This window comes from Marinomonas colpomeniae (assembly GCF_014803385.1).
GTDB classification, from domain to species: Bacteria; Pseudomonadota; Gammaproteobacteria; order Pseudomonadales; family Marinomonadaceae; genus Marinomonas; species Marinomonas colpomeniae.
The window spans coordinates 103,038-126,307 of record NZ_JACYFC010000005.1 but is presented as its reverse complement, the minus strand read 5'-3'; the positions used below and the strand labels follow the sequence as shown (position 1 = coordinate 126,307).

Annotated in this window: 19 protein-coding genes; 10 read left to right on the top strand and 9 right to left on the bottom strand. The window is 40.4% G+C overall.

Features of this window, described 5'->3' with window-relative positions; all coding sequences use genetic code 11:
* Nucleotides 1-65 precede the first annotated feature (65 nt).
* From IF202_RS14865 to IF202_RS14850, 4 genes are all read right to left on the bottom strand, one after another.
* Complete coding sequence (locus IF202_RS14865; RefSeq protein WP_191595701.1) at nt 66-557, bottom strand: MarR family winged helix-turn-helix transcriptional regulator; 492 nt, start codon at nt 555-557, stop codon at nt 66-68.
* Nucleotides 558-735: 178 nt separating this feature from the next.
* A complete protein-coding gene (gene phrB, locus IF202_RS14860; RefSeq protein ID WP_191595700.1) occupies nt 736-2,133 on the bottom strand; it encodes a deoxyribodipyrimidine photo-lyase in 1,398 nt (465 codons plus the stop codon).
* Between the two features lie 13 nt (nt 2,134-2,146).
* The gene (locus IF202_RS14855) at nt 2,147-3,124 is read right to left on the bottom strand and encodes a YbgA family protein (protein WP_191595699.1); all 978 of its coding nucleotides are present in this window, start codon (nt 3,122-3,124) and stop codon (nt 2,147-2,149) included.
* A gap of 48 nt (nt 3,125-3,172) precedes the next feature.
* Nucleotides 3,173-4,183, bottom strand: a complete 1,011-nt coding sequence (locus IF202_RS14850; protein WP_191595698.1) for an NAD(P)/FAD-dependent oxidoreductase — start codon at nt 4,181-4,183, stop codon at nt 3,173-3,175.
* 183 nt (nt 4,184-4,366) lie between these two features.
* Between IF202_RS14850 and IF202_RS14845 the strand changes: the two genes are divergently transcribed.
* Nucleotides 4,367-5,296, top strand: coding sequence for a MerR family transcriptional regulator (locus IF202_RS14845; protein ID WP_191595697.1), 930 nt, complete (start codon nt 4,367-4,369; stop codon nt 5,294-5,296).
* Between the two features lie 91 nt (nt 5,297-5,387).
* Nucleotides 5,388-5,642 carry a DUF2061 domain-containing protein gene (locus tag IF202_RS14840; RefSeq protein WP_191595696.1) on the top strand — a complete coding sequence of 85 codons (255 nt, stop codon included), beginning with the start codon at nt 5,388-5,390 and terminating at the stop codon, nt 5,640-5,642.
* Between the two features lie 81 nt (nt 5,643-5,723).
* Here IF202_RS14840 and IF202_RS14835 read toward each other — a convergent pair whose 3' ends face one another.
* Nucleotides 5,724-7,082, bottom strand: a complete 1,359-nt coding sequence (locus IF202_RS14835) for a sodium-dependent transporter (RefSeq protein ID WP_191595695.1) — start codon at nt 7,080-7,082, stop codon at nt 5,724-5,726.
* A gap of 442 nt (nt 7,083-7,524) precedes the next feature.
* On the opposite strand from IF202_RS14835, the gene ectA reads away from it, so the two are divergent.
* The 4 genes from ectA (at nt 7,525) to IF202_RS14815 (ending at nt 11,582) form a co-directional block, all read left to right on the top strand.
* Entirely contained in the window at nt 7,525-8,022 is a 498-nt protein-coding gene (ectA, locus tag IF202_RS14830) for a diaminobutyrate acetyltransferase (RefSeq protein WP_191595694.1), read from the top strand.
* Nucleotides 8,023-8,120: 98 nt separating this feature from the next.
* A complete protein-coding gene (gene ectB / locus IF202_RS14825; protein WP_191595693.1) occupies nt 8,121-9,434 on the top strand; it encodes a diaminobutyrate--2-oxoglutarate transaminase in 1,314 nt (437 codons plus the stop codon).
* A gap of 58 nt (nt 9,435-9,492) precedes the next feature.
* Nucleotides 9,493-9,879: an ectoine synthase gene (locus tag IF202_RS14820; protein WP_191595692.1), complete on the top strand. Its 387-nt coding sequence runs from the start codon at nt 9,493-9,495 to the stop codon at nt 9,877-9,879.
* Between the two features lie 260 nt (nt 9,880-10,139).
* A complete protein-coding gene (locus IF202_RS14815; RefSeq protein WP_191595691.1) occupies nt 10,140-11,582 on the top strand; it encodes an aspartate kinase in 1,443 nt (480 codons plus the stop codon).
* Between the two features lie 159 nt (nt 11,583-11,741).
* Here the strand turns inward: IF202_RS14815 and IF202_RS14810 are convergent, their stop codons facing one another.
* The gene (locus tag IF202_RS14810) at nt 11,742-13,940 is read right to left on the bottom strand and encodes a bifunctional diguanylate cyclase/phosphodiesterase (RefSeq protein WP_235963567.1); all 2,199 of its coding nucleotides are present in this window, start codon (nt 13,938-13,940) and stop codon (nt 11,742-11,744) included.
* Between the two features lie 211 nt (nt 13,941-14,151).
* Nucleotides 14,152-14,736, bottom strand: coding sequence for a HupE/UreJ family protein (locus tag IF202_RS14805; RefSeq protein WP_191595689.1), 585 nt, complete (start codon nt 14,734-14,736; stop codon nt 14,152-14,154).
* Nucleotides 14,737-14,997: 261 nt separating this feature from the next.
* Here IF202_RS14805 and IF202_RS14800 point away from each other — a divergent pair, with 261 nt between their 5' ends.
* On the top strand, nt 14,998-15,261 hold the full coding sequence (locus IF202_RS14800) for a DksA/TraR family C4-type zinc finger protein (protein ID WP_191595688.1): 264 nt from the start codon (nt 14,998-15,000) through the stop codon (nt 15,259-15,261).
* Between the two features lie 204 nt (nt 15,262-15,465).
* Nucleotides 15,466-16,050 carry a hypothetical protein gene (locus tag IF202_RS14795; protein ID WP_191595687.1) on the top strand — a complete coding sequence of 195 codons (585 nt, stop codon included), beginning with the start codon at nt 15,466-15,468 and terminating at the stop codon, nt 16,048-16,050.
* 75 nt (nt 16,051-16,125) lie between these two features.
* On the opposite strand, the gene IF202_RS14790 is transcribed toward IF202_RS14795, so the two are convergent.
* Both IF202_RS14790 and IF202_RS14785 read right to left on the bottom strand, forming a co-directional pair.
* Nucleotides 16,126-17,340 carry a phosphoribosyltransferase family protein gene (locus tag IF202_RS14790; protein WP_191595686.1) on the bottom strand — a complete coding sequence of 405 codons (1,215 nt, stop codon included), beginning with the start codon at nt 17,338-17,340 and terminating at the stop codon, nt 16,126-16,128.
* Nucleotides 17,341-17,493: 153 nt separating this feature from the next.
* Nucleotides 17,494-19,020: a DUF3612 domain-containing protein gene (locus tag IF202_RS14785; protein WP_191595685.1), complete on the bottom strand. Its 1,527-nt coding sequence runs from the start codon at nt 19,018-19,020 to the stop codon at nt 17,494-17,496.
* Nucleotides 19,021-19,175: 155 nt separating this feature from the next.
* On the opposite strand from IF202_RS14785, the gene IF202_RS14780 reads away from it, so the two are divergent.
* Nucleotides 19,176-21,377: a malate synthase G gene (locus IF202_RS14780; RefSeq protein ID WP_191595684.1), complete on the top strand. Its 2,202-nt coding sequence runs from the start codon at nt 19,176-19,178 to the stop codon at nt 21,375-21,377.
* A 75-nt stretch (nt 21,378-21,452) separates the two neighbouring features.
* Nucleotides 21,453-23,054: an isocitrate lyase gene (locus IF202_RS14775; protein WP_191595683.1), complete on the top strand. Its 1,602-nt coding sequence runs from the start codon at nt 21,453-21,455 to the stop codon at nt 23,052-23,054.
* Nucleotides 23,055-23,270 lie beyond the last annotated feature (216 nt).

Genomic DNA, 23,270 nt, shown 5'->3' with positions numbered 1-23,270 from the left:
GTAGAAACAAAATAGCCCTAAAAATCTACTAGTATTTTTAGGGCTATTTTAGTATTTAAGTGAATTTAAATGATCGATTCAGCATTAGGGGGATTGATGTATAGCAAAGGCGCTGCATCTAATGATTCAGCATCCATCATCACTGCAATGCGCTGTAACGAAGACAAAACTTGCGTTTGTTCCCATCCTTCTAATGACTCAAATTCGCCTATAAATTTTTCGTGTAATAAAGGTGGTGTCGTTTTGAGTATATTAATGCCGAGCTCTGTAAGGCGTGCATTAACTATGCGTTTATCTTTTTGTGCTCTTACGCGCTCTACGTATTTTCTGTCTTCTAAGCGGTTAAGGATAGTTGTTACTGTGGCTTGGCTTAACGATACGCTGTCTGAAATACGGCGCACAGTAACATCACCAAGTTCTTCAATGGATCTAAGTACCATAATTTGAGGAATGGTTAAGCCGCAGGCTTTTACAACACGTTTTGATTGTAGGTCTGTTGCTCGAATAATGCGTCGTAGATGAACTAAAACGTCGTGTAAGTGCTGTGGATCAGACATAAAGATAAATAGACCTAAAAAATTTTCCGAATTATATAGTGTTGTCAGAGCTGATAAAAGCTAAGTTTTAGTTTGTTACAGCTCAAAGTATAGACAGACTCTACATCATTAGAAAGCCAGTAAGGTAAATTTTCTATGAAGAAAGGCTCCAGTAGCAGAGCTTTTGTTAAAACTGTTACTAGAGCATTTTTAGTTCGTGAAATGCATCGATAGCTGCCAATCTTGCTGGCTTGTAATCAATGATAGGCTCTGGGTAATTGCATCGTTTTCTTTGTTCTGAGCTTGGACTATGTATGGACTTCGCATCTAACTCAGCCAGTTCAGGTACGAATCGGCGGATAAAATCACCTGCTTTATCGTAAGTTTCAGATTGTCTGGTTGGGTTAAAGACTCGAAAGTATGGCGCGGCATCGCAACCTGTCGATGCACTCCATTGCCAACCGCCATTGTTGGCTGCAAATTCACCGTCAATTAACTTACTCATAAAGTAGGCTTCGCCTTTTCGCCAATCAGCAAAAAGCAGCTTGGTAAAGAAACTTGCCGTAATCATTCTGAGACGGTTATGCATCCAACCTGTTTGATTGAGCTGCCTCATGGCCGCATCAACAATAGGGAATCCGGTCTTACCTTCACACCAAGCATAAAACTCATCTTGGTTATTACGCCAGCGTAGGAAATTAGTATTAGGTTTGAACGGCTGATTCATCGAGAGCGAAGGGAAATGTTCCATTAACTGACGATAGAAATCACGCCACGCGAGCTCTTTGAGCCAAATACTGTCTTGCCATTTTTTTTCCTCTTGATCGCAAGTGTAAAAAATAGCCTCTAAGCATTGTCTTGGACCCAATGCGCCCAATGCAAGATAAGGGGAAATCGTACTGGTAGCAGGCTGTATTGGGTAATCTCTACCTGTTTGGTAGTGACGCTCTTTATGGTGGCAGAATTGCCAAAGACGCTTTTTGGCTGTGTCTTGGTCTGCAGGCCATAAATCTTCCCTAAAAGGCTTACTCCAGTCTAAGTTAAGCAATATTGGGTCAATTGGCTCGGCTTGTGATTCAGGAGCCGGTAACGGTGTTAGGTCTTGTTGGGCAAGTAAGGTTACCCAGCGTTTAAAGAAAGGCGTGAACACTTTAAAAGGTGTGCCTTGTTGACTCAGTACGGATTGAGGGACGATTAAATCAGCACCCTGAACGTGTACATCTATATTGTGGTTTTTTAGAGACAGACAGACAGATTTGTCTCTTTGTTTTTCGTGTATCGGTAAATCACGGTTAAACCAGAGATGTTTGATGCCTTGCTTTAAACAGAAATCAGTTATCTCATCTGGCATTTGTGAAAAAGTGTCTGCGTGAATGAGATGCAATGGAATACCAAGTGTCGCTAAGGTATTAGCAAGCGTTTGAATAAGGCCTGCTCGCAGACCTGTTTTGGCATCTGATTCGTTATGCTCTGCCCATTGTTGTGGTGTTACTGCGACAACCACAGCAACATTACCTTGCTGGGAGGCATGGTAAAGAGCTGGGTTATCTAAGCTGCGAAGATCGTTTCTTAGCCAAACAAGGTGTTCAATTTTCATTGTTTTTTGAGTCCTAAACCGTATTACGAATACCTAATGGCGTTGGGTACGGAGCGAAATAGCTTTGCTGATTAATGTATTCACTGCCGTAATGTTTTAAATAATGTTGCAGTAGTGTCATCGGAGTGGCGAGATTCACTTCGCCACGACGGTACTGCTCGACCACATTAATAATGTCTTTTCGTACTGAAACATCGACCGCATGTTTTAGGTATCCAATCAAATGCATGAGCACATTACAGTGATTTTTACGTTGCGCTGGTTTGGATAGTGTTGTCATTAATATCTCAAAGTACGCGTCTCTTAGTTCGGCCACTGGTCGTGGATCATTGCCAGAAAGTAAACGACCAAGCTGGCGATATATTGGCTGAGAGTGCGCCATCACCATGTATTTATAACGGCTATGGAAAGCAATTAAATCTTTCATCTTTATTGATTCTCCAACACTGTGGCGAAAATCATGATGCGTAAAAACACGTAACAAGAAATTTTCTCTCAGTTTTGGATCATTTAAACGTCCATCTTCTTCGATTGGCAATAATGGATAACGTCGCTGTAATTCTTTGGTGAACAAACCTGCGCTTCTTTGCATGTGAGGATGTCCGTTTTCTTGGTACACCTTAATTCTCTCTAATCCACAGCTTGGTGAGTTCTTCATGACGATATAGCCATCAAGGTGAGAGAGTTTTTCTAAGTAAGCATCAGATGCGGACATAAAAACATCAGAGACGTTTTTGTCTGTTTGCTTAGTGAATACCATTCTTGGGTCATTTGGATCGCCTTCTAAACGTAAGGTTGGGCGAGGTGTCCCAAATCCTGCTGCCACTTCTGGGCAGAATTTTTGATAGTCAAAATAGTCAGTCAGTACTTTATCGCAGTAGTCTGAGTGGCTGTGTCCACCATTAAAGCGAACATTTTCACCTAACAAACAAGCGCTGATTCCAACTGGTATTTTTTGCTCTAGCTGATCTGGTGTATGAAATAATGGCATTTTGTATTCTCCAAAAGATAAGTTGCTAACTAAAAATCAGTTAATAGTTTAACGATCGTCTTTTATTGCATTTGTTAGGAAGAGTGCACTTAGTAGTGCGCCCTCAGCATCACCTTGAAATAACCAATCTCCAGCGAGTCCAATATTGTATTCAGAAGACCAGACGAAAGGTTTGTTACCTCCGTTCTCTAAGAATCGGCTTAAAAGCCATCGGTGTGGTTCGCCGTGTTTTAAGGCTCTTTGTTCTGTATATTGCGAAAACGTTTGAAGGAGCTCTTGTGTGATTTGTTTTTTATCTACATCAAGATGTTTATTCGTCCACTCTGCGCTTGCTTGGATAACCCAACGGTCAATATCATCGCCATTCCGCATAGGTTTGTAGTTATCCTTTATCATTCGAACAATCGGAGAGTTGTCTAGGTCTATCAAGGCACTTAGATCACTACTTTTGGTTTCTACCCACATAGCCCATTGTGATTGATAGAACTTACTCGCTTGGCTTGCTCTTAATAGTAGAACGGCCAAATCTGCTTGAGTGGCTAATATCATTGCTGCTTGTGGCGCTGGTGCGGTGATAATGATTTTCTTAGCGCGAACAATCACTTGATACTTATCATTTCTTAGTAACCAAAGTAATTGGCCGTTCTCGTCATTTACTTGCTCTATGTGGTGAATCCGTGTCTCAGTAATCAATGTCGCTTTTGTTAGCCAATACCGAGTAATTGAACTCATTTTAGGAATCCCTACAAACGCTTGAGCATCGGCTTTACTTAATTGCTTCCAAGGTGCGGCAACATTTTCTTTTACTAGTTCTTCTAGAATTTCTTCGGATTCAGGGTGGTGAGCATAAATAAAAGGAGCGCCTAAATCACAGTGGATCTTATCTGTGATTCTTTTACTACTTGCACGTCCGCCGCTTCCACGACTTTTTTCTATTACGCATACCTTGTATCCAGACTTGGAAAGCAAATGAGCTGATAAGCTTCCAGCCAACCCTGCGCCAATAATGGCGATATCAAAGGTTGATGTTTTCACTTTATCGTTTTTGGATGTGCTCATGATGATACTGCTCCAACTGTTTCGATGACTTTCTTATACAATATATAAAGTTGTACAATAAAAGCAAGTTAATTGTACAAAAAAATATTTGTATAACTTTTGTCTATTCTATAAGTTTAGGCCACAATGTATTTATTGTGTGAATTTAAACCTTTTAATAATTGTTATGTATTGGAAGCGAATATGAGTCAGTTAAGCCAGAGTGAAGAAACCGTCAATGCAGAAGTGCCAGATCTATTGGATGAAGTGCTTTCCCTAGATAGTTCTTCTTACTTTCCCATTCGAGAATTATCGTTAAAAACGGGGGTGAACTCGGTTACCTTGCGGGCTTGGGAGCGTCGTTATGGTTTATTGAAACCAAAACGAACTAAGAAAGGTCATCGCCTTTATGATCAAGGTGATGTGCAGCGTGTAGAGGGAATATTACGTTGGATTCAACAAGGGGTAGCTGTTAGTAAGGTACGAGCTTTACTAGATCAAGACATCGCTTTTGATGGAGTAGCGCCATCTAATGAATGGCTTGATTGGCAAGGCTCTTTGATAAAAGCATCACAAGAGTTCCAAGAAGAAAAAATTGAACAACTGTACCAGCAAATTTTCTCTCAATATCCTTCGGACATTGCAGTACGAGATTGGCTTTTACCTAGTTTTGAACAATTAGGTAAAGGTGCACCATTGGCGTTTTGTGAATCTGTTGTGTTGTCATGTTTGGTTACACGTATTAATAGTCTTAAATCTCAACAAAAGCATTCCTCTAAAGTATTAATTACAGGTCTGATGTCTCAGAGAGGGCTTTGGTGTTATATGGCCGCGGCCATGCTACTAGACAAGGGAATATCTTGTCGAGTAGTGCCCAATGTTCAGCATAGTGATGATTGGTCGGACCTGATAGAAGGTATTAGGGCTCAATCAGTTTTGGTGTTTTGTGAGAATGAATTGGCACCGAAAGCGCCTGGTCTAATATTACAAATGCAAAAATGGAACAGGCCTATTACAGCGATAGGGGCAGGATTTTGGCTGGCAGCACATGAGCTAGACATAACAGCACAGGGTGATGTAAAAGTGTATTCGGAGCCTCTGGAAGGTATTTCTGAGTTTATTAAAATAAATTAATGGAAAAACTATCAGCCACATATTTATAATATATTTTGAGTATCGACTTACCTCCTCTAATATCTTTATTAAATAAAACGAGGAGATTCAAATGACTAAAACTATTACTTTTGCTGTTATGCATTTTACCATTGCATTCAGTGTTGCTTACTTAATCACAGGCAGTTTTATTGTGGGTGGTTTGGTTGCGATTGTTGAGCCAGCTATTAATACCGTGGCATATTATTTTCATGAGATTTTTTGGAATAAAAAGCTACAACAAGCAAATAGAGAAAAAAACAAAAAAATAGCACTTTCGAAAGGCTTTCAAGCAGTGGGTGAGAGCTACGCATTAAGAGCTATGTAAGTTGGTGTGTTGGGTAATAGGCATTTAGCTCCTCGAAGGCACCGCTAACGCTCAGCGTTAGCGGTGAGGGAGATCGATATATTACGTCAATGGATTGATCAAGAAGTATAGAACAACAGCAACGGCAATTGGTGCTGTGAACTTCATTGAGATATTCCATAGTGTGTAGATAGAGTCAGACAGCTGCAATTCGTCCTGTGCGAACTTATCTTTTACAACCCAACCTGCGAACAGCGCAATCAAGATACCGCCTAATGGCAACATGATGTTAGCGGTAATATAGTCTAAGAAATCAAACGTATTTTTACCAAACAAAGTCACATCAGATAGGAAACTGAATGAACCTAGGCATGCAATGCCTAATCCCCATACGACAACACCTAATGTTATCGAGGCTGTGATACGTTTCATTTCGAATTTTTCGATCAAAAATGCAACGGTTGGCTCTAACAAAGAAATGGCAGAAGTCCATGCAGCAACACCCACTAAGATGAAGAACAAAGAACCAAACAGTTGACCAAGTGGCATTTGACCGAATGCAACAGGCAAAGAAATAAACATCAAGCCTGGACCTGCACCTGGGTTCAATCCATTTGAGAATATGATTGGGAAAATAGCTAAGCCAGCAACCAAGGCAACAAGTGTATCCAGTGCACCGATAGTTAATACAGTTTTACCAATAGATGCTTTCTTCGTCATGTAAGAACCGTACGCCATTATCGTTCCCATACCTAATGACAAGGTAAAGAAAGAATGGCCTAGTGCAACAAGCGTCGCATTCCAAGTTAATTGACCGAAGTCAACGTGGAACATGAAGTCCCAGCCTTGTGCGAAACCATCGGTAGACATGGCGTAACCAAGCAAGATAAGCAGCAATACAAACAACGAAGGCATCATGATGCGAGTGGCTGTTTCGATACCTTTATTGATACCACCGGCCACAACGGAAATAGTCATGATGCTGAAAAGTGTGTGCCAGCCCAATAGTGTTTTTGGGTCGCCAAGAAGCACGTCAAACGTCGCGCCAGCTTGTTCAGCACTGACTCCCAGCATCTCGCCAGTTAGCATGACCTTGATGTAATGAAGTACCCAGCCGCCAACAACAGAATAGAAAGAGAAGATTAGGACACCTGAAAGCATTCCCATGAAACCAATCAACCCCCAGGCTTTAGATCCGCCTGACTCTTCTGCTATGTCAGTTAATGCATGAATAGGATTTTTGCGAGCACGGCGGCCAATAAAAACTTCTGCCATCATAATTGGAATACCAACAAGTAAAATACAGGCCAAGTAAACCAATACAAATGCGCCACCACCGTTCTCGCCAGTAATATAAGGGAATTTCCAGATATTGCCTAAACCAACAGCAGAACCTGTTGCTGCTAAAATGAATATCCAGCGGCTCGCCCATGAGCCGTGAATAGATGTTTTATTAGTCATAATTATCTCTAAGTTATATTGAAAGCAAAAAATATATACAGCGATCCCAGTTTGTTTCATATCAAGATTGTGTCTCCCACAACACAAAAATGTATGAGTGCTAAATAAGCAAAACTTGGAATAGGCGCGGGATTTTCCGAATTTAGTCGCTTATATGCAACAAAAAATGACATTTTATGCTAATTCCTTTTATTGCTGTGACGTATTGGTGGTCTTGATTGCGCTCTTTTCAAGACGTTTTTTTGTCCTTATTGATTAGACATCTAAATAAATTATTGGATTGAATAATGCTTTTAGATATAATGATTAGACATCAAATTAATTGTTCGTTTTACCTTATGCCTTTATTTTATTCTTTATAAAACAGAGGTTTTTTTATGTTCTTAATATGGACAATTAAAAATACAGATTTTTAATACTTTGTTATCTAATGGATATAATCATGAATGCAGAAGAATTTATTTTTAATAACCCCAGCTCAATAGACGGAATGGCTGTGCATCAATTGGTGGCATCATGTCCTCCACTGGATACAAATTCGACTTACTGTAATCTTCTTCAAACTAGTCATTTTGATGAAACATCTATTACTGCCAGTTTAAATGACGGTCAATTAGTAGGTTTTGTGTCGGGTTATATCCTCCCTAATTCAATCGATACATTATTTATTTGGCAGGTCGCTGTGAGCGAAAAAGTACGTGGTAAAGGGGTCGCGAAAAAAATGCTTTCTTCATTGCTTAAACGTGCTCGTTGTTCTGGCGTGCGTTTCATAGAAACCAGTATTACTGAGTCTAATTTGGGTTCCTGGGCTCTATTTCGAAGCCTTGCTGGTCAGCTAGGATCGACTTTGGAAGAGACTGTTATGTTTGATAAACAAGAGCACTTCAAAGGCAAGCACGATACCGAACATCTCGTCAGAATTGGCCCAATCTCATTTTGAATTAGCAAAATACATTGAATTAGATACTACGCTGAGCTTGAGAGTTGAACTTTCGCTCGCCACATCACCATTTATTCTCTTAAAGGAAATATAAAAACATGAAAATTTTTGATGAAATCGAATCTGAAGTACAGTCTTATGCCCGTTCTTTTCCACGTGTCTTTCATCGTGCTGAAGGCGCTCATTTATTTGACCAAGAAGGTAATAAATACCTCGATTTTTTGGCGGGTGCAGGTACTTTAAATTACGGACATAACAACCCAGTGTTTAAAGAAAAGTTAATTGAATACATATTAGAAGACGGCATTACACACGGTTTGGACTTACATACGAAGGCTAAAGGTGAATTCTTAGAAGCTTTTAAACAACATATTTTAGAGCCTCGTGGCCTTGAATATATGATGCAGTTTACTGGGCCAACAGGGACAAACGCGGTAGAAGCGGCATTAAAACTAGCTCGTAATGTTACTGGTCGTGAAAATATTATCAGTTTTACCAATGGTTTCCACGGTTGTAGTTTAGGTGCTTTATCTGTAACGGGTAACTCTCATCACCGTGGGGCAGCAGGTCTTACTCTAGGTGCAGGTGTATCTACTGTGCCATTTGATGGTTATTTAGGAGAAGGCATAGAAACTACTGAATATTTAGACAAGGTGTTATCTGACTCTAGTAGTGGTGTCGATATGCCAGCGGCTGTGATTGTAGAGACAGTTCAAGGTGAAGGCGGAATCAATGTAGCGAGTTTTGGCTGGTTACAAAATCTTGATACCGTGTGCAAAAAACATGGTGTGTTATTGATTTTAGATGATATTCAAGCTGGTTGTGGTCGCACAGGTACTTTCTTTAGCTTTGAAGGCGCTGCTATAACACCAGACATTATCACTATGTCTAAATCTCTAAGCGGCTACGGTTTGCCATTTGCAGTGGTATTAATGCGTCCAGAGTTGGATGAGTGGAAACCTGGTGAGCATAACGGTACTTTCCGTGGTAATAATCTTGCTTTTGTAACAGCAAAAGCTGCTATTGATACCTATTGGAAAGACGACGCATTCGAGAAAGAAATTAAACGTAAAGGCGAATATATTCATCAGCGGACACAAGCGATTGTTAAAGAGTTCGGTGAAGGTAATTTTGTGGTTCAGGGCAGAGGTATGATGCGTGGTATCAACTGCGTTAGTGGTGAATTAGCAAATAAGATCACCAAAAAATGTTTTCAAAACGGTTTGATGATTGAAACCTCAGGTGCGGATGATCAAGTAGTGAAATTTCTTTGTCCTCTAATCATTAGTGATGAAGATTTGAAACAAGGTATCGATATTTTAGAAAATGCCATTCGTGAAGTGTGTGCTAAAGAAGATGATATGCCGGAAGCTAAAAGCTATTTTGACGAAAATTACGATATTGCCGTTTAAGGTATTTGTAAAATCAAGTTAAAGCCATTTTTCGGATAAAAACAAAGAGGAATAGTAAATGTTTGCACGTGACCTAGCAGAATGCGAAAAAACTGATCGCCGAGTAGTTTCGCCAGATGGTAATTGGGAAAGTACTCGTTTGTTGTTAAAAGAAGATAATATGGGCTTTTCTTTCCATATTACAACAATTTATGAAGGTAAAGACTTTGATATGCATTATCAGAATCATCTTGAGTCTGTGTACTGCATCTCAGGTGAAGGTGAAGTAGAAAGTCGTGAAACAGGTGAGAAACATCAGATTAAACCTGGCGTTGTGTATGTTTTAGATAAACACGATGCACATACGCTAAGAGCCTTTAAAGAGTTGAAGTTAGCGTGCGTATTTAATCCGCCGATTACGGGTAAAGAAGTACATAATTTAGAAGGTGCTTACGAAATTTTATAATAAACGACGCACCTAATTATGGTCGAAAAAGACGCTTCTTCATGAAGCGTCTTTTTCGACCATTTTACCTAGACCAATTTAAGTTGAGCGTTATTTTTAAATAGAGCGCTATAACCTTAGTTTATGGTGGTTATGAGATGATTTGAATGCTTAAAAAGGTGATTAATGCTTAAAATTTCCGCGACCTTATGACAATATAGCGGCAGTTTTATGACTCTGGTCGATGTTTGTTTTCGACCCCTTAGTGAATTGGATAAATAATGGGACAACATACAGTTGAAAAAATTGGCGGTACGTCCATGAGTGACTATCGTTCAGTTAGAGATAATATAATTTTTAAGCCGACTCAAGCTGGCAACATGTACCAGCGTATTTTTGTTGTTTCAGCTTATGCTGGCATGACAGATAAATTACTCGAGCATAAAAAAACGGGTGATGCGGGTGTGTTTGCTTTGTTCGCACAAGAACGTAAGCAAAATAACTGGTTTACGGCACTTACCGATGTGCGTAATGCCATGTTAAAAATTAACAATAACCTGTTTATGGCTGGTGAACTGCGCGATAAAGCCAATGCATTTTTAAATAGTCGTCTACAAGAAGCTCAAGAATGCTTAGAAGACTTGCACCGCCTTTGTCAGCACGGACATTTCTCGATTAGCGAACATCTCGCTACCGTACGAGAAATGCTTGCCAGTATTGGCGAAGCTCATAGTGCATGGAATACCGCACATCTTTTAGAGCGCGATGGTGTAAACGCTGTCTTTGTCGATTTGACCGGTTGGAATAGTCCTAATCATATGTCGCTTGATGAACGAATTCTCGATGCGTTTAAAGGGATTGATTTAAGCAAAGAGCTACCGATTACAACAGGCTATGCTCACAGTGAAACTGGCTTGATGTCGACGTTTGATCGCGGTTACAGTGAGATGACATTTAGTCGTATTGCTGTATTAACTAAAGCTCATGAAGCCGTTATCCACAAAGAGTTTCACTTGAGCAGTGCAGACCCTCGTTTAGTGGGTGAGAGTAAGGCTGTTCCAATTGGCCGTACAAACTATGATGTAGCTGATCAATTAGCAAATCTTGGTATGGAAGCAATTCATCCGAAAGCAGCAAAAGGGTTACGTCAAAGCGGTATTTCATTACGAGTAAAAAATACCTTTGAGCCAGAACATACAGGCACACTAATTACGGGTGATTACGTGAGTGATGCACCTTGTGTTGAAATCATTGCGGGTTGTCGTGGCGTTTTTGCTGTTGAGTTATTTGACCAAGACATGGCGGGTGATATCGATAAATTCGATGTTGGTATTCTTAAGGTATTGAATCAATTTAATGTTCATATTATTGCCAAAGATATTAATGCGAATACGATTACGCATTATTTAGCGATTAACTTAAAAATATTAAAACGTGTTATGAAAGTGCTTCACGAGCGCTTTGAAGATGCGGAAATCACCCAGCGTAAAGTCGCAATCGTGTCGGCTATTGGTAGTGACATGAAAACAACGGGTATGCTTGCTAAAGCGGTTAAGGCGATTGCAGAGCAAGGCGTAAACGTATTGGCTATGCACCAATCTATGCGTCAGGTTGATATGCAGTTTGTTGTTGATGAAGAAGACTATGAAAAAGCGATATGCAGTTTGCATAAAGAATTAGTAGAATCACATAATCATGGTCGTGCTATTTGCTTAGCATCGTAACACTTGAGAGTGTTTAGTAGTTGATTTTAAGAAAACAGAGTTAATAAAAAGCCCTAAGTCTATCGTTTTGACTTAAGGCTTTTTATTATGAATATTTTTTTACGTTAAGGTTTTAATGGAGCGATGAGGTTCTTAAAAATAGCCTCACTTTGTATAACGTTATAAATTATCATGATTAATTTGTGGGAGAAGATTAAACTGATCAGCAGTGATTGCTTTGCTTACATAGTAACCTTGACCATAATTACAGTGGAATGAAGCTAGCATGTTCCATTGTTCTCTTGTTTCTATACCTTCTGCCAGCACCTGAATATTTAATTTGTGTGCCATGGCGATAATGGCCTCAATGATTTTTCTGTCATCTATATCATTCTCTAAATCCATTACAAAACTACGATCAATTTTCAATAAGGTAACTGGCAGGTTTTTTAGCTGGGCAAGAGATGAATAGCCTGTTCCAAAGTCATCAATGGCAATACAAATGCCCATTTCTTTAAATATTTGTAGCACTTGTTTTGCTAACTCAACATCTTCAAGTATTAATGTTTCTGTAATCTCAAAGCCAACAAGCTTGGCAGATACGTCATACTGTATAAGTAAATCTTGTACTAGAGTAACAAAGTTTGGGTCGGAAAGTTGCTTCGAAGAAAGATTGATATGCAATAGAATCTCAGGCTTACCTTCTTTTTTACGTCTTGCCAAATACGCGATGCTGCTTTCTAAAATCCAATAACCTAATTCAATGATCTTCCCTGTAGTCTCTGCTAATGGAATAAAATCATCAGGAAAAACTAAACCTTTTTCTGGATGATTCCAACGAATTAGCGCCTCAGCTGCAATGATTTTATCTGTATGAAGATTAAATTGAGGTTGATAATACAACTCAAATTCATTTCCTTGTATTGCTTGAGATAGATCATACTCATCTTGGATTTGAGTATAGGTATTGATCTTCATACTTTCATTATAAAAAGCGTATCTATTTTTCCCGTCAAGCTTCGCCTGATACAGAGCCATATCTGCATTTTTCATAATAGTGACTAGGTCATAACCGTGCTCGGGAATCATTGCAATACCTAGTGAAGTACTTAAAGAGTATTCACTATTATCTATTCTTACTGATGTTCGAATACTTTCGAGTATTTGGTCTGCCTGCTTTTCAACTTCATTATTACTTTTGATATTACCAAGTAATATCCCAAACTCATCTCCGCCTAAGCGTATTACTAGGTCAGATTTTTTTTGAAGATTACTTAACCTATTAGCGACGACAACTAACACCTTATCGCCAATGTCATGACCAATCGTATCGTTGATATGTTTGAAATTGTCTAGGTCAAAATAAATAAATGCTGAAATGCGTTTTCGGTGCTGATTGTTATATAGCACCCGCGGAAGAGTATCTTGTAAGTATCGACGATTTGGTAAGCTGGTTAATGGATCTTGGTAAGCCAGCTCTTCTAGTTCCTTTGTCTTGGCTTTTACCAATGCTCTTAGACGCTGGGGTTGAATAAGTATTATATAGAGTGCGACAGCGAGTAAAAATGCGATAGTGATGCTCACTGTATAACCGATTATTTCACGTTCTTCTAATTGAACGTCTAACTCTTTACTAATAGTGAGGTTCCATTCCCCTGACGGTGTTATTAGCTCGGCTGTGATTTGAATTTCAGTAAGAGGCTTAGTAGAAGAAGCAATGATGAGATTTTCTTCAGTACCAATATTGACCCTTGAAAGATTATATTGATAACCTCTTTCTTCAAGCTTCTGTAATTGGGTAGAGGCTAATAAATTATCTAAGTAAATAACAGAAGAAACGAAACCCCAAAATACTTCACGTTGAGTGCCTGAATATAAAAAAACAGGGGCTCGGCCTATGATAGCTGTGCCTCCTTGTACAAGCTCGACAGGGCCAACAAGAACAAATTGTTGTTTTTTAATGGCATAAAAGCCTTCTTCTTTGTACTTGTCTCTAGATAAAATATCTAAGCCAATGGCTAACTCATTGCCTTCAATAGGGAAAAATTGGCTGATGATGCCGTCAGGTGCAAGATGTAAACTATCCACATCACTAATAGATTGAAGGAGCTTATCTGCGTACTCTGGAAACCAGCTACTATCACCTTTATGGTGCTCTATTTCGTAGGCTAATATTTTAGAAGCAGTAAAAGCGGAAGACAACTTACGTTCTAGTACAGCAGCTTGTGTATGGGATAACTCGTTTAATAGAGATACCTGCTGATTAATTATGGCGCTGTTCATGGAGTGAGTCCAATAGACGCCTAGTATTCCAGTGATACAAAAAACAATACAAGCAATAATTATCGCTATAAGTTGTGTTGCTTTTAACTCTTTCAATCCATTGCCCTTATTTAGATGTGCTTTATACCAATATGAAAAAGCATACACAAAAAGCGTGTATTGATGTTTCATTTTTTGTAAATAGATGTGGAGGATGTTAACGCTATAAGTATTGATGAAATGTTTTGTAAGCTGTTTTTAGGGATGTCTAGAGGTCTGAGGAAACTGGCTACGGCATACACTTTATAATTATGCTCGTAGCCATTTATTATGCGATGGCTAGAAAAACACCAGTGAGCCCAATAACACTTCCTATTAAGCGAGTTGCGAGAGGTGTTTGAAAGCGAGTAATAGCGCCACCAAAACCAATACCAACGATATGAAGTAGAGCAGTAGCAACGGCAAAGCCTAATGCATATTGTGCACTGTGAGTGCTTAATGGCATTTCTATACCATGGGCTGCACCATGAAATATTGCGAACAGTCCAGCAATGGCAGCACAAGTGACTATTGGAAAACGTTTTGTTGTTACTAATAACGCACCCATTAATATCACTGACAAGAGAATCCCTTGTTCGACGAAAGGAACTTGCATGCCAGCAATGGCAATACCGCCGCCAATCAACATAGCACCAACAAACGCTATAGGTACTGCTAGTAGGGCGCGACCGCCAAGGCTAGCAGCCCAAAGACCAATAGCCAGCATAGCCAATAAGTGATCTAAGCCACCCATAGGATGCATAAATCCAGTCATAAAACTGGAAGCATGTTCGTGTCCTGGATGAGCTAATGCAAGAGCTGGTACGGCAGTAAGAATGGCTACCAATCCCATTTTAAGCGTGTTTAGACGCATGGTTTAATCTCCTAAAGTAAGATGAGTGTTAAGACAATTTAGTTAAAAACGTCTAAAAAACCACCGCTCTTGCGGCTGGAATAGTTTCTCATTCTAGCATACTCACAGAGAGGGGGAATTGAATGATGCGTTGTTAGTATCGCGATTTTTTCAGATTGGTATGCTTCTAAGTCAAATGTAGAAAATATAGATGCAAAAAAGGTATAAAAATGTAAATCGCGGTAATATATTTTATACACTTACTAGGAAAAGGGTCAAATTATGGCTGGTGGTTGGGCGCACGATGGTGCAGTGCAAGATCAAATAGACGCGACGGTCGATTCGGAAGTTGAGCGTGCAAAAAACAGCATGCCAAAAGGAGAAAGCCTAAGCCATTGTGAAGAGTGTGATGCCGTGATTCCAGAACCGAGGCGCAAAGCTATTGCAGGAGTCCGGCTGTGTATTCAATGTCAGTCCAAGCAAGAAAAGAAAGGCCATTCTGCATTGTTTAATCGTGCTGGTAGTAAAGACAGCCAACTTAGATAAAGTGTCCTCTTACTCTTCCTTAGGTATCTTCATCTTTATTGATCCAGATAGGATGGTTTTATTGAATCCATGTATTTCAGATTGATTTTCACCTGTTTGAACTTTGACATTATGGTAAGGTTCTGCCCATAAAAAAGGCAAAAGTAAAAAGCGTTTTCGATATAAGTCGGGCGTTCCGTTTTTAGAATGAATGAGGAAAAAGTTGTGGCAGACACTCAATCTACACAGATCGAAAAATTAGACAAATTACGTACAGCTTGGTTACCTGCGGTTGAATTTCTTTTTGGCGAAGCGGTTCCCGGAGCAAAATTTGATGGTTTTGATGTATTAGACGATATCGCTAAACCAACGGTTCTCTTTGCACACGCGGATGATCCTTATCGATACACCATTCAAATGCCAACACGAAGCTTCACTAATGACGTAATGTTGTTTGTTGATGTGATTCAAGAAATGGTTCGAGGTTTGTACCCGGTTGGTACCGATGATGTGAAAACATCGGCATTGTGTGAAGGTGCAGCCGTGTTCGGCGCGATTACAGCGATCCGACAGGTATTTGGTGAAGAAACCGTCGACTCTTATTTAAATGCGCTAAAAGAACAAGCTTTTCCATATTACGATGCATTTTCTTATACCGCTGTATTATTGGCAGAAGATCCACAAGCGATCAAAAAATTACGCGGCGTTCAGCCTTTCCTTTATAAGGTCATAAGGGATGATTTTGAATCGGCGGGTGTGGAGATAGATCGGAAAATTAAAGACATTTTGTTATTGGCGTTTCGTGCTTAATAAGCCCGTCGCCAAGGTTACGATAAGCAATAACATTGAAGTCAGGTGAAAGCCTATTCACCTGACTTCAAACTGCTATTTTGCTTGCAGTTCGCTTAACTCTTCACTGAACCAAATTTTACGTGTAAAGCGTGGGTTCTTAGACGACATATCAATTTTATATGGGTTGGCGTCTTGGTTATGTGGTAAATCAAGAATATTACACAGCTCTTGAGCAAGCCATTTCTCTACTTTCAATACCACCATCTTCTTACGCAAACGACCTTGCTCATCACGATTTAAAATTGTCGGTAACGTATTCAGCGTTAAAATTTCACCCAAAGCAGGGTGCGCCATACGTTCACGACCTTCATCGCTGGCATAAAAATGCGATACCGCAAACACCATACGTTGAGGATTAATCTGACGTAAAAACTGACAAGATTTAACAACGGTAGAACCAGTACGAACCATGTCATCAAACAAAACGATACTCGCTCCGTCTAAGCCATCAAAGGTGTGTTCGCTTTCTTTATGAAGAGTGATTTCGACTTTGCGTTCATCTGTTCGCTCTTTATCGAGCATGATGAATTTTGCTTTGCTTAGTCCAAGTGTCTTATACATTTCTTTAACGAAATCGCGTGCGCCTTTATCCGGTGCACAAAGTACAAGACCTTCACCGTCTTTTCCGTAGTGCAAAATGTCTGAATTTAACAAATAGTGAGCGTAAATTTCATAAGGGATTAGATTATGAAAATCGCCTTCGAAGACTTCGGTAAAGATTTTTTGTACCGAATCAGAATGGTTGTGAATCGTCATTACCGTGTCGACACCAGACAGTTTTAGCATCTGGGCGTAAAGCTTGGCGGTAAAAGGTTGGCCGTCGAATTTCTTAATGTCTTTGACATCACGTTCGAAGCTGGTTTTACCTAAACTTTTATGTGGACCACGATCCTGTGCGCTGTAGAACAAATCAGGTTCCACAAGAATTACACGAGCTGCGCCGTTTTCTTTCGCTGCACGAGCGATAATAAAATTCGACATAGCCAATTCTTGACGACTTTTCACATGGCTGCCAGTACTAACAATAATGACAGATTTGCCCTTGAGCTTACGACCAATGTTCTCAAAATCTGTTTCGTCGGAAATAAACCGAGGACAAAATTCAGAGTTCATAAATTGTTTCATACTGATCAAATCAGCGATGTCATCGAATTGGCCCATTGCATAAGCAATATCGATGGCAAATGGATTATCGGAAGAGTTACTAACAACTACGACATTAGTTGACTGACTGGTCGACAAAGTCATTGAAGATCCTTTACGAGGGGTTGGGGATTTGAGCAGATTTTAATACTTGTAGACGCATTTCGATAGGCCTGATTACGTATAAATGGCAATTTCATGTCAAAGAATGATAATGAAGGTTTTTATTTACATGAAAGCCTTATAAAACAGGCCGAATTAACTCCCTTCACATTGCTTGTAACAACTTGGTGTTCTTGGGCAAACGGCGCCACGTGAGCAGATAAGTCTGGCATCATTGTCTATACCGCGTTCGACCCAATTGATATTAAGAATCTTGGCGACGCTCATTAGGTCTTTCTGAATGCTTTTGGGGATTCGAGAAGAGCCACCATGACTGACACAGGCTTGTTTCAAGTCATTGGCAATGGAAATAGCGTCTTTGCCTTGTGCATCGATAGCTGGATTGAGGTCGATACCAGAACAAAGTACATGGCTGTTACCAGCAAGGTCTTGAACTTTAATGGATTCACAAGCATAAATGCGAGGTTCATCGGCGACGTTAAGAATCGATATCTGCGCAGAGGTTCCAGTAGTGGGCTCACTGATCATGCGAAAAACGGCCCAGTGCTGACAAGGGTCCTCCACTAAGTTCATGTTCCCCCAAGGTAAAGGAATCCCGTTACCTCGATAAACTGCCTTTAATTTTCCTGGTGCGTAGGCATCAAAATAATGCCAATGAGGATAAGGTGAAGCTGCGGTCATACGGCGCATGGCAACGGATTCTGAAACCCCTGCCAATTTCGCGGTATTGATCTCGTAACCATTGCGATCCAGCATTTGTCGAAACGGCACTTTAGGACAAAGCAATGCGCCTGCAAAAAAACTGCACTCAAAGTCTCGCCATGCGTGCAAAATATCTTGAGAGTCCATTCCTGATGACTGTACTTTTGAATTACGTGCTTGCAGTGGCGAGATTTCATTACGCCCTGTAACCAGTACATTTTTCATACCGTCTTTGTCGTGTAATACCGCATGGCCAATGTGAACGGCCAAGTTGTATTTCAAACGCTGCGGTTGAGCTTTCATGATCTGGTTGATATAAATCGTGCTTGGTGGATCAAAGAAAGAAGTGACGACGTGGCTTTCATCGATGCCCATGCTTTCTAAAACAGACAAAGGTGTTTTGCGAAACCATTTTATCTGTAAGCCCATTTGTTTAGTAATAGCGACAATATCATCAAGACTTAACGGTAATCGTTTGAGCCCAACCTCTTCGGCGGCGCGTTCGAGATCTGGGAAATGGTTTTGATGGTGTTCTTGGTGTGCACGAATCAATAAATGAGCGAATTGACGACCACTGGTTCCTGTTTGTGACAGCATTTCAGGAATCGCGATTTGCAGTATCTCTTTCGAGAATAAAAAATTGGGCTCTAAAGCCATGCCGCTGATGCCACCGCCAGACCCTTTTGACGGTGTAATAGCATCTTCTTCGGGGATATCGTCAAGGAACCAATCCACTTCTTTTTGAAAAACGTTGGCAATAACTTCCAAAACGTCTTCGCTGGGAATGCGTTTCCCTCGTTCAATCATCGATAAATAGGACACAGAAGGAGCGGACTCAGCATCAACTTTGATGCATCTTGCCGACAGGTCTTCCATCGTCAAACGGTTGCGTTTACGCAGGTTACGAATCTTTGTGCCCAAAAAATGGGTTTTGCGGTTTAGGCTATTTTTATTTTTCATTTTTGTAAAATTTACACTGTGTAATTCTTATTGTGAAATTTTATCTTAGTAGCGCATAGACTATAAATCAAGCAAACGGAAATCACACAAGAAAGCAGTGAATACCGAATTGCCACATGATGAAGATGAAAAAGCTCACTAAGAAGGAAAGTAAAATGACAATGCCCTTACCTAAAAATAACAACGAGATTCATCCCGATTTTTATAACTTCATCAATGAAGAAGTGTTGCCACTCCATGATATTGAGCCAACGACTTTTTGGTGTGATCTCGAAACATTAATTGCAGATTTAGCACCTATTAATCGTCAGTTATTGGCAACTCGAGATCGGATGCAGCAACAGATCGACCAATGGCATTTGGCAAGAAAAGGTCAACCTATTGATGTGCAAAGCTATGAATCGTTTTTACGAGAGATTGGTTACTTAGTAGAAGAAGGCGAAGACTTTTCGATCACAACTGAAAATGTTGATGCTGAGATTGCCACCTTAGCTGGACCGCAATTGGTGGTTCCAGTGAAAAATGCGCGTTTTGCTTTGAATGCCGCGAACGCTCGTTGGGGCAGTTTGTACGACGCCTTTTATGGAACGGATGTGATTCCCAATGCTGATGAATCGAAAACAAGCAATGGATACAACCAAGCTCGTGGCGAGCAGGTTATCCGGAAAGCGAAAGCATTTCTGGATGACGTGTTTCCTTTGGAAAATGGCTCTCATCAAAGCGTGACTAGCTATGTGGTTTATTACCACCATTTGTTGGCGTTTTTTGAGGATGGCAGTCAGTCCGGTTTGCAACAGCCTTCTAAGCTAGTAGCAGTGAATGGCCAGCGTAGTGAACCAGAGGCGGTTTTGTTAAGAAACAATGGTTTGCATGTGGAAATTAAGTTTGATCGTAACGACACAAATGGCGCGAAAGATAAGGCCAATATTAGCGACATTATAATTGAGTCAGCGCTGAGCACTATTATGGATTGCGAAGATTCTGTTGCTGCCGTGGACGCAGAAGACAAAATTGACGTGTATCGCAATTGGCTTGGTTTGATGCAAGGCACGTTAGAAGCGAGCTTCGAAAAAGGTGGCCAACGTCAGACACGCAGAATGAACCCAGATCGCTGTTTCACTGATTTAGACGGAGAAGAATACCGTTTGCATGGCCGTTCATTGTTGTTGATTCGTAATGTTGGACATTTGATGGAATGCGACTTGATACAAGACTCGCTCGGCAACTTTGTACCTGAAGGCATTATGGATGCGGTGGTGACCACCTTGATTGGCGCACTTGATCTGAAATCCACATCCAACAGCCGAAACTGCCGGAATAGCCGAACAGGAAGCATTTATATCGTCAAACCAAAAATGCACGGCCCTGATGAAGTGGCGTTTAGTTGTCAGTTGTTTGGTCGTGTAGAGCAAATGTTGGGCTTACCAAAAAAAACCATCAAGATCGGCATTATGGATGAAGAACGTCGTACAACTGTGAACTTGAAAGAATGTATTCGTCAGGCAAAAGAGCGCGTATTTTTTATTAATACTGGTTTCTTAGATCGCACTGGTGATGAGATTCACACCAGTATGCAAGCGGGCGCATTCTTACCAAAAGATCAGATTAAAGCTCAGCCTTGGATTCAAGCGTACGAAAATCGCAATGTTGATATTGGTCTGCAATGTGGTTTGCAAGGTAAGGCACAAATTGGCAAAGGCATGTGGGCGATGCCAGATGAAATGGCCGCCATGATGGAAGCGAAAATCGCTCATCCTAAAGCGGGTGCGAACACGGCTTGGGTACCTTCACCAACGGCGGCAACGTTACACGCTTTGCATTATCACCAAGTGAATGTGTTCGATGTTCAGCAGCGAATCAAATCGCGTCCTAAATCAAGTTTAAAGGATCTACTGAGTATTCCACTTATTCCCAATACCTTGACGTTATCAAACCAAGTGATTGAAAAAGAAATTGAAAATAACGTTCAAGGTTTATTGGGATATGTAGTGCGCTGGGTAGAGGCGGGGGTTGGTTGTTCAAAAGTCCCAGACATCAATAATGTCGGTTTGATGGAAGATCGTGCCACTTTACGTATTTCTAGTCAGCATTTAAGCAATTGGTTGCTGCATGGAATCTGTACAAAAATGCAGGTGGATGACGTGATGCAGAGGATGGCCATTGTGGTGGATGAGCAAAATAAAGGAACTCAAGGTTATCGTCCAATGATGCCAAACGGTTTAAATAAAAACGAAGAACCAAGCTTTGCTTTTCAAGCTGCACAAGATTTGATTTTCAAAGGGCAAGTTCAACCGAATGGTTATACCGAGCCTTTATTACACGATTATCGTAAACGCGTGAAAGCACTTAATTCGTGATGTTAAAGAAAGCGACTTAATGAATAAATAAAGCAATAACCTAATAAAAAATGACCTTAAAAAGTGAGGAATATCATGCAAACTTATAAAAATAAAATACAGCAAGCTACTCAAACACTTCAACAACAAGGCTCAACTTGGGCGGCGATGAATCCTGAGTATGTGACGAGAATGCAATTGCAAAATCGTTTCAATACTGGCTTGGATATTGCGAAATACACAGCCAAAATAATGCGTGAAGACATGGCGAATTATGACAAAGACCCAGCTAATTACACGCAATCTTTAGGTTGCTGGCATGGTTTTATTGGTCAACAAAAAATGATTTCGATTAAGAAGCATTTTGGTACAACACGAAGCCGTTACCTTTACCTTTCAGGCTGGATGGTTGCGGCGATGCGCTCTGAATTTGGTCCATTACCAGATCAATCCATGCATGAGAAAACCTCAGTACCTGCCTTGATCGAAGAGTTATATACCTTCTTAAAACAAGCCGATGCTCGTGAATTACAGCATTTGTTTAAAGAAATGGACGAGGCGAGAGAGGCCGGCGATCAAGTACGTGAGCAAGCAGCGCAACAAAAAATAGATGATTTTGAAACGCATGTAGTGCCTATCATTGCCGATATTGATGCAGGGTTTGGTAACGAAGAAGCAACCTACTTGCTGGCGAAGAAAATGATTGAAGCGGGGGCTTGTTGTATCCAGTTAGAGAACCAAGTATCCGATGCTAAACAGTGTGGTCATCAAGATGGCAAAGTAACGGTACCTCATGAAGATTTCTTGGCAAAAATTAATGCAGTGCGTTATGCCTTTTTAGAGTTGGGTGTGGACGATGGTGTTATCGTAGCGCGCACGGATTCCTTGGGTGCTGGTTTGACTCAAAAGATTCCAGTATCACAAACAGAAGGTGATTTGGCAGAACAGTACAATGCTTTTATAGATGGTGAAGAGATTACGTCTTTGGCAGAGATGAATTCGGGTGACATGGCAATCAAGCAAGGTGATCAACTGATTAAGCCGACTCGTTTAGCCAATGGTTTGGTTCGTTTTAAACCGAATACAGGCGAAGATCGCGTGGTATTGGATTGCATTACCTCTTTGCAAAATGGTGCTGATCTTTTGTGGATTGAAACTGAGAAGCCACACATTGGGCAAATTGCCTCTATTGTGAATCGCATTCGTGATGTCGTGCCAAGCGCCAAGTTGGTTTACAACAATAGTCCATCTTTTAACTGGACATTGAATTTCCGTCAGCAAATATTTGATACATGGTTGGCAGAAGGCAAAGACGTGTCAGCGTACCAACGTGAAAAACTTATGTTACAAGAATACGATGAGACGGCGCTTTCTGTTGAAGCCGATGAACAGATTCGTCGCTTCCAAAAAGACGCGGCGGCGCAAGCGGGCATCTTCCATCATTTGATTACGCTACCGACTTATCATACTGCGGCCTTGTCGACAGACAACTTAGCGAAAGACTACTTTGGAGAACAAGGTATGTTGGGTTACGTGCTAGAGGTTCAGCGTAAAGAGATTCGCCAAGGTTTAGCCTGTGTGAAACACCAAGATATGTCTGGCTCTAACATGGGCGATGATCATAAAGAGTACTTCTCTGGTGCGCATGCTTTGAAAGCATCTGGTAAAGACAATACGATGAATCAATTTGCAGTCTGATAATAAAAGTAATAATGCAGTTTGTATTGAAAGCAAAAGGCCAGCAGTTTTATTACTGGCCTTTTTAAACTGTTTCATCACATTGTGTTTGGTTACTTAAGCTCAAAGATATGTCTCTTCAGACTCACATATAGTTTTTTTAACCAAATGAAAAGTAAGGATTTTTATTTTTTTGTTATTTTTCTTGTGCCTTTATATGACTTTAATTTTTTCTCT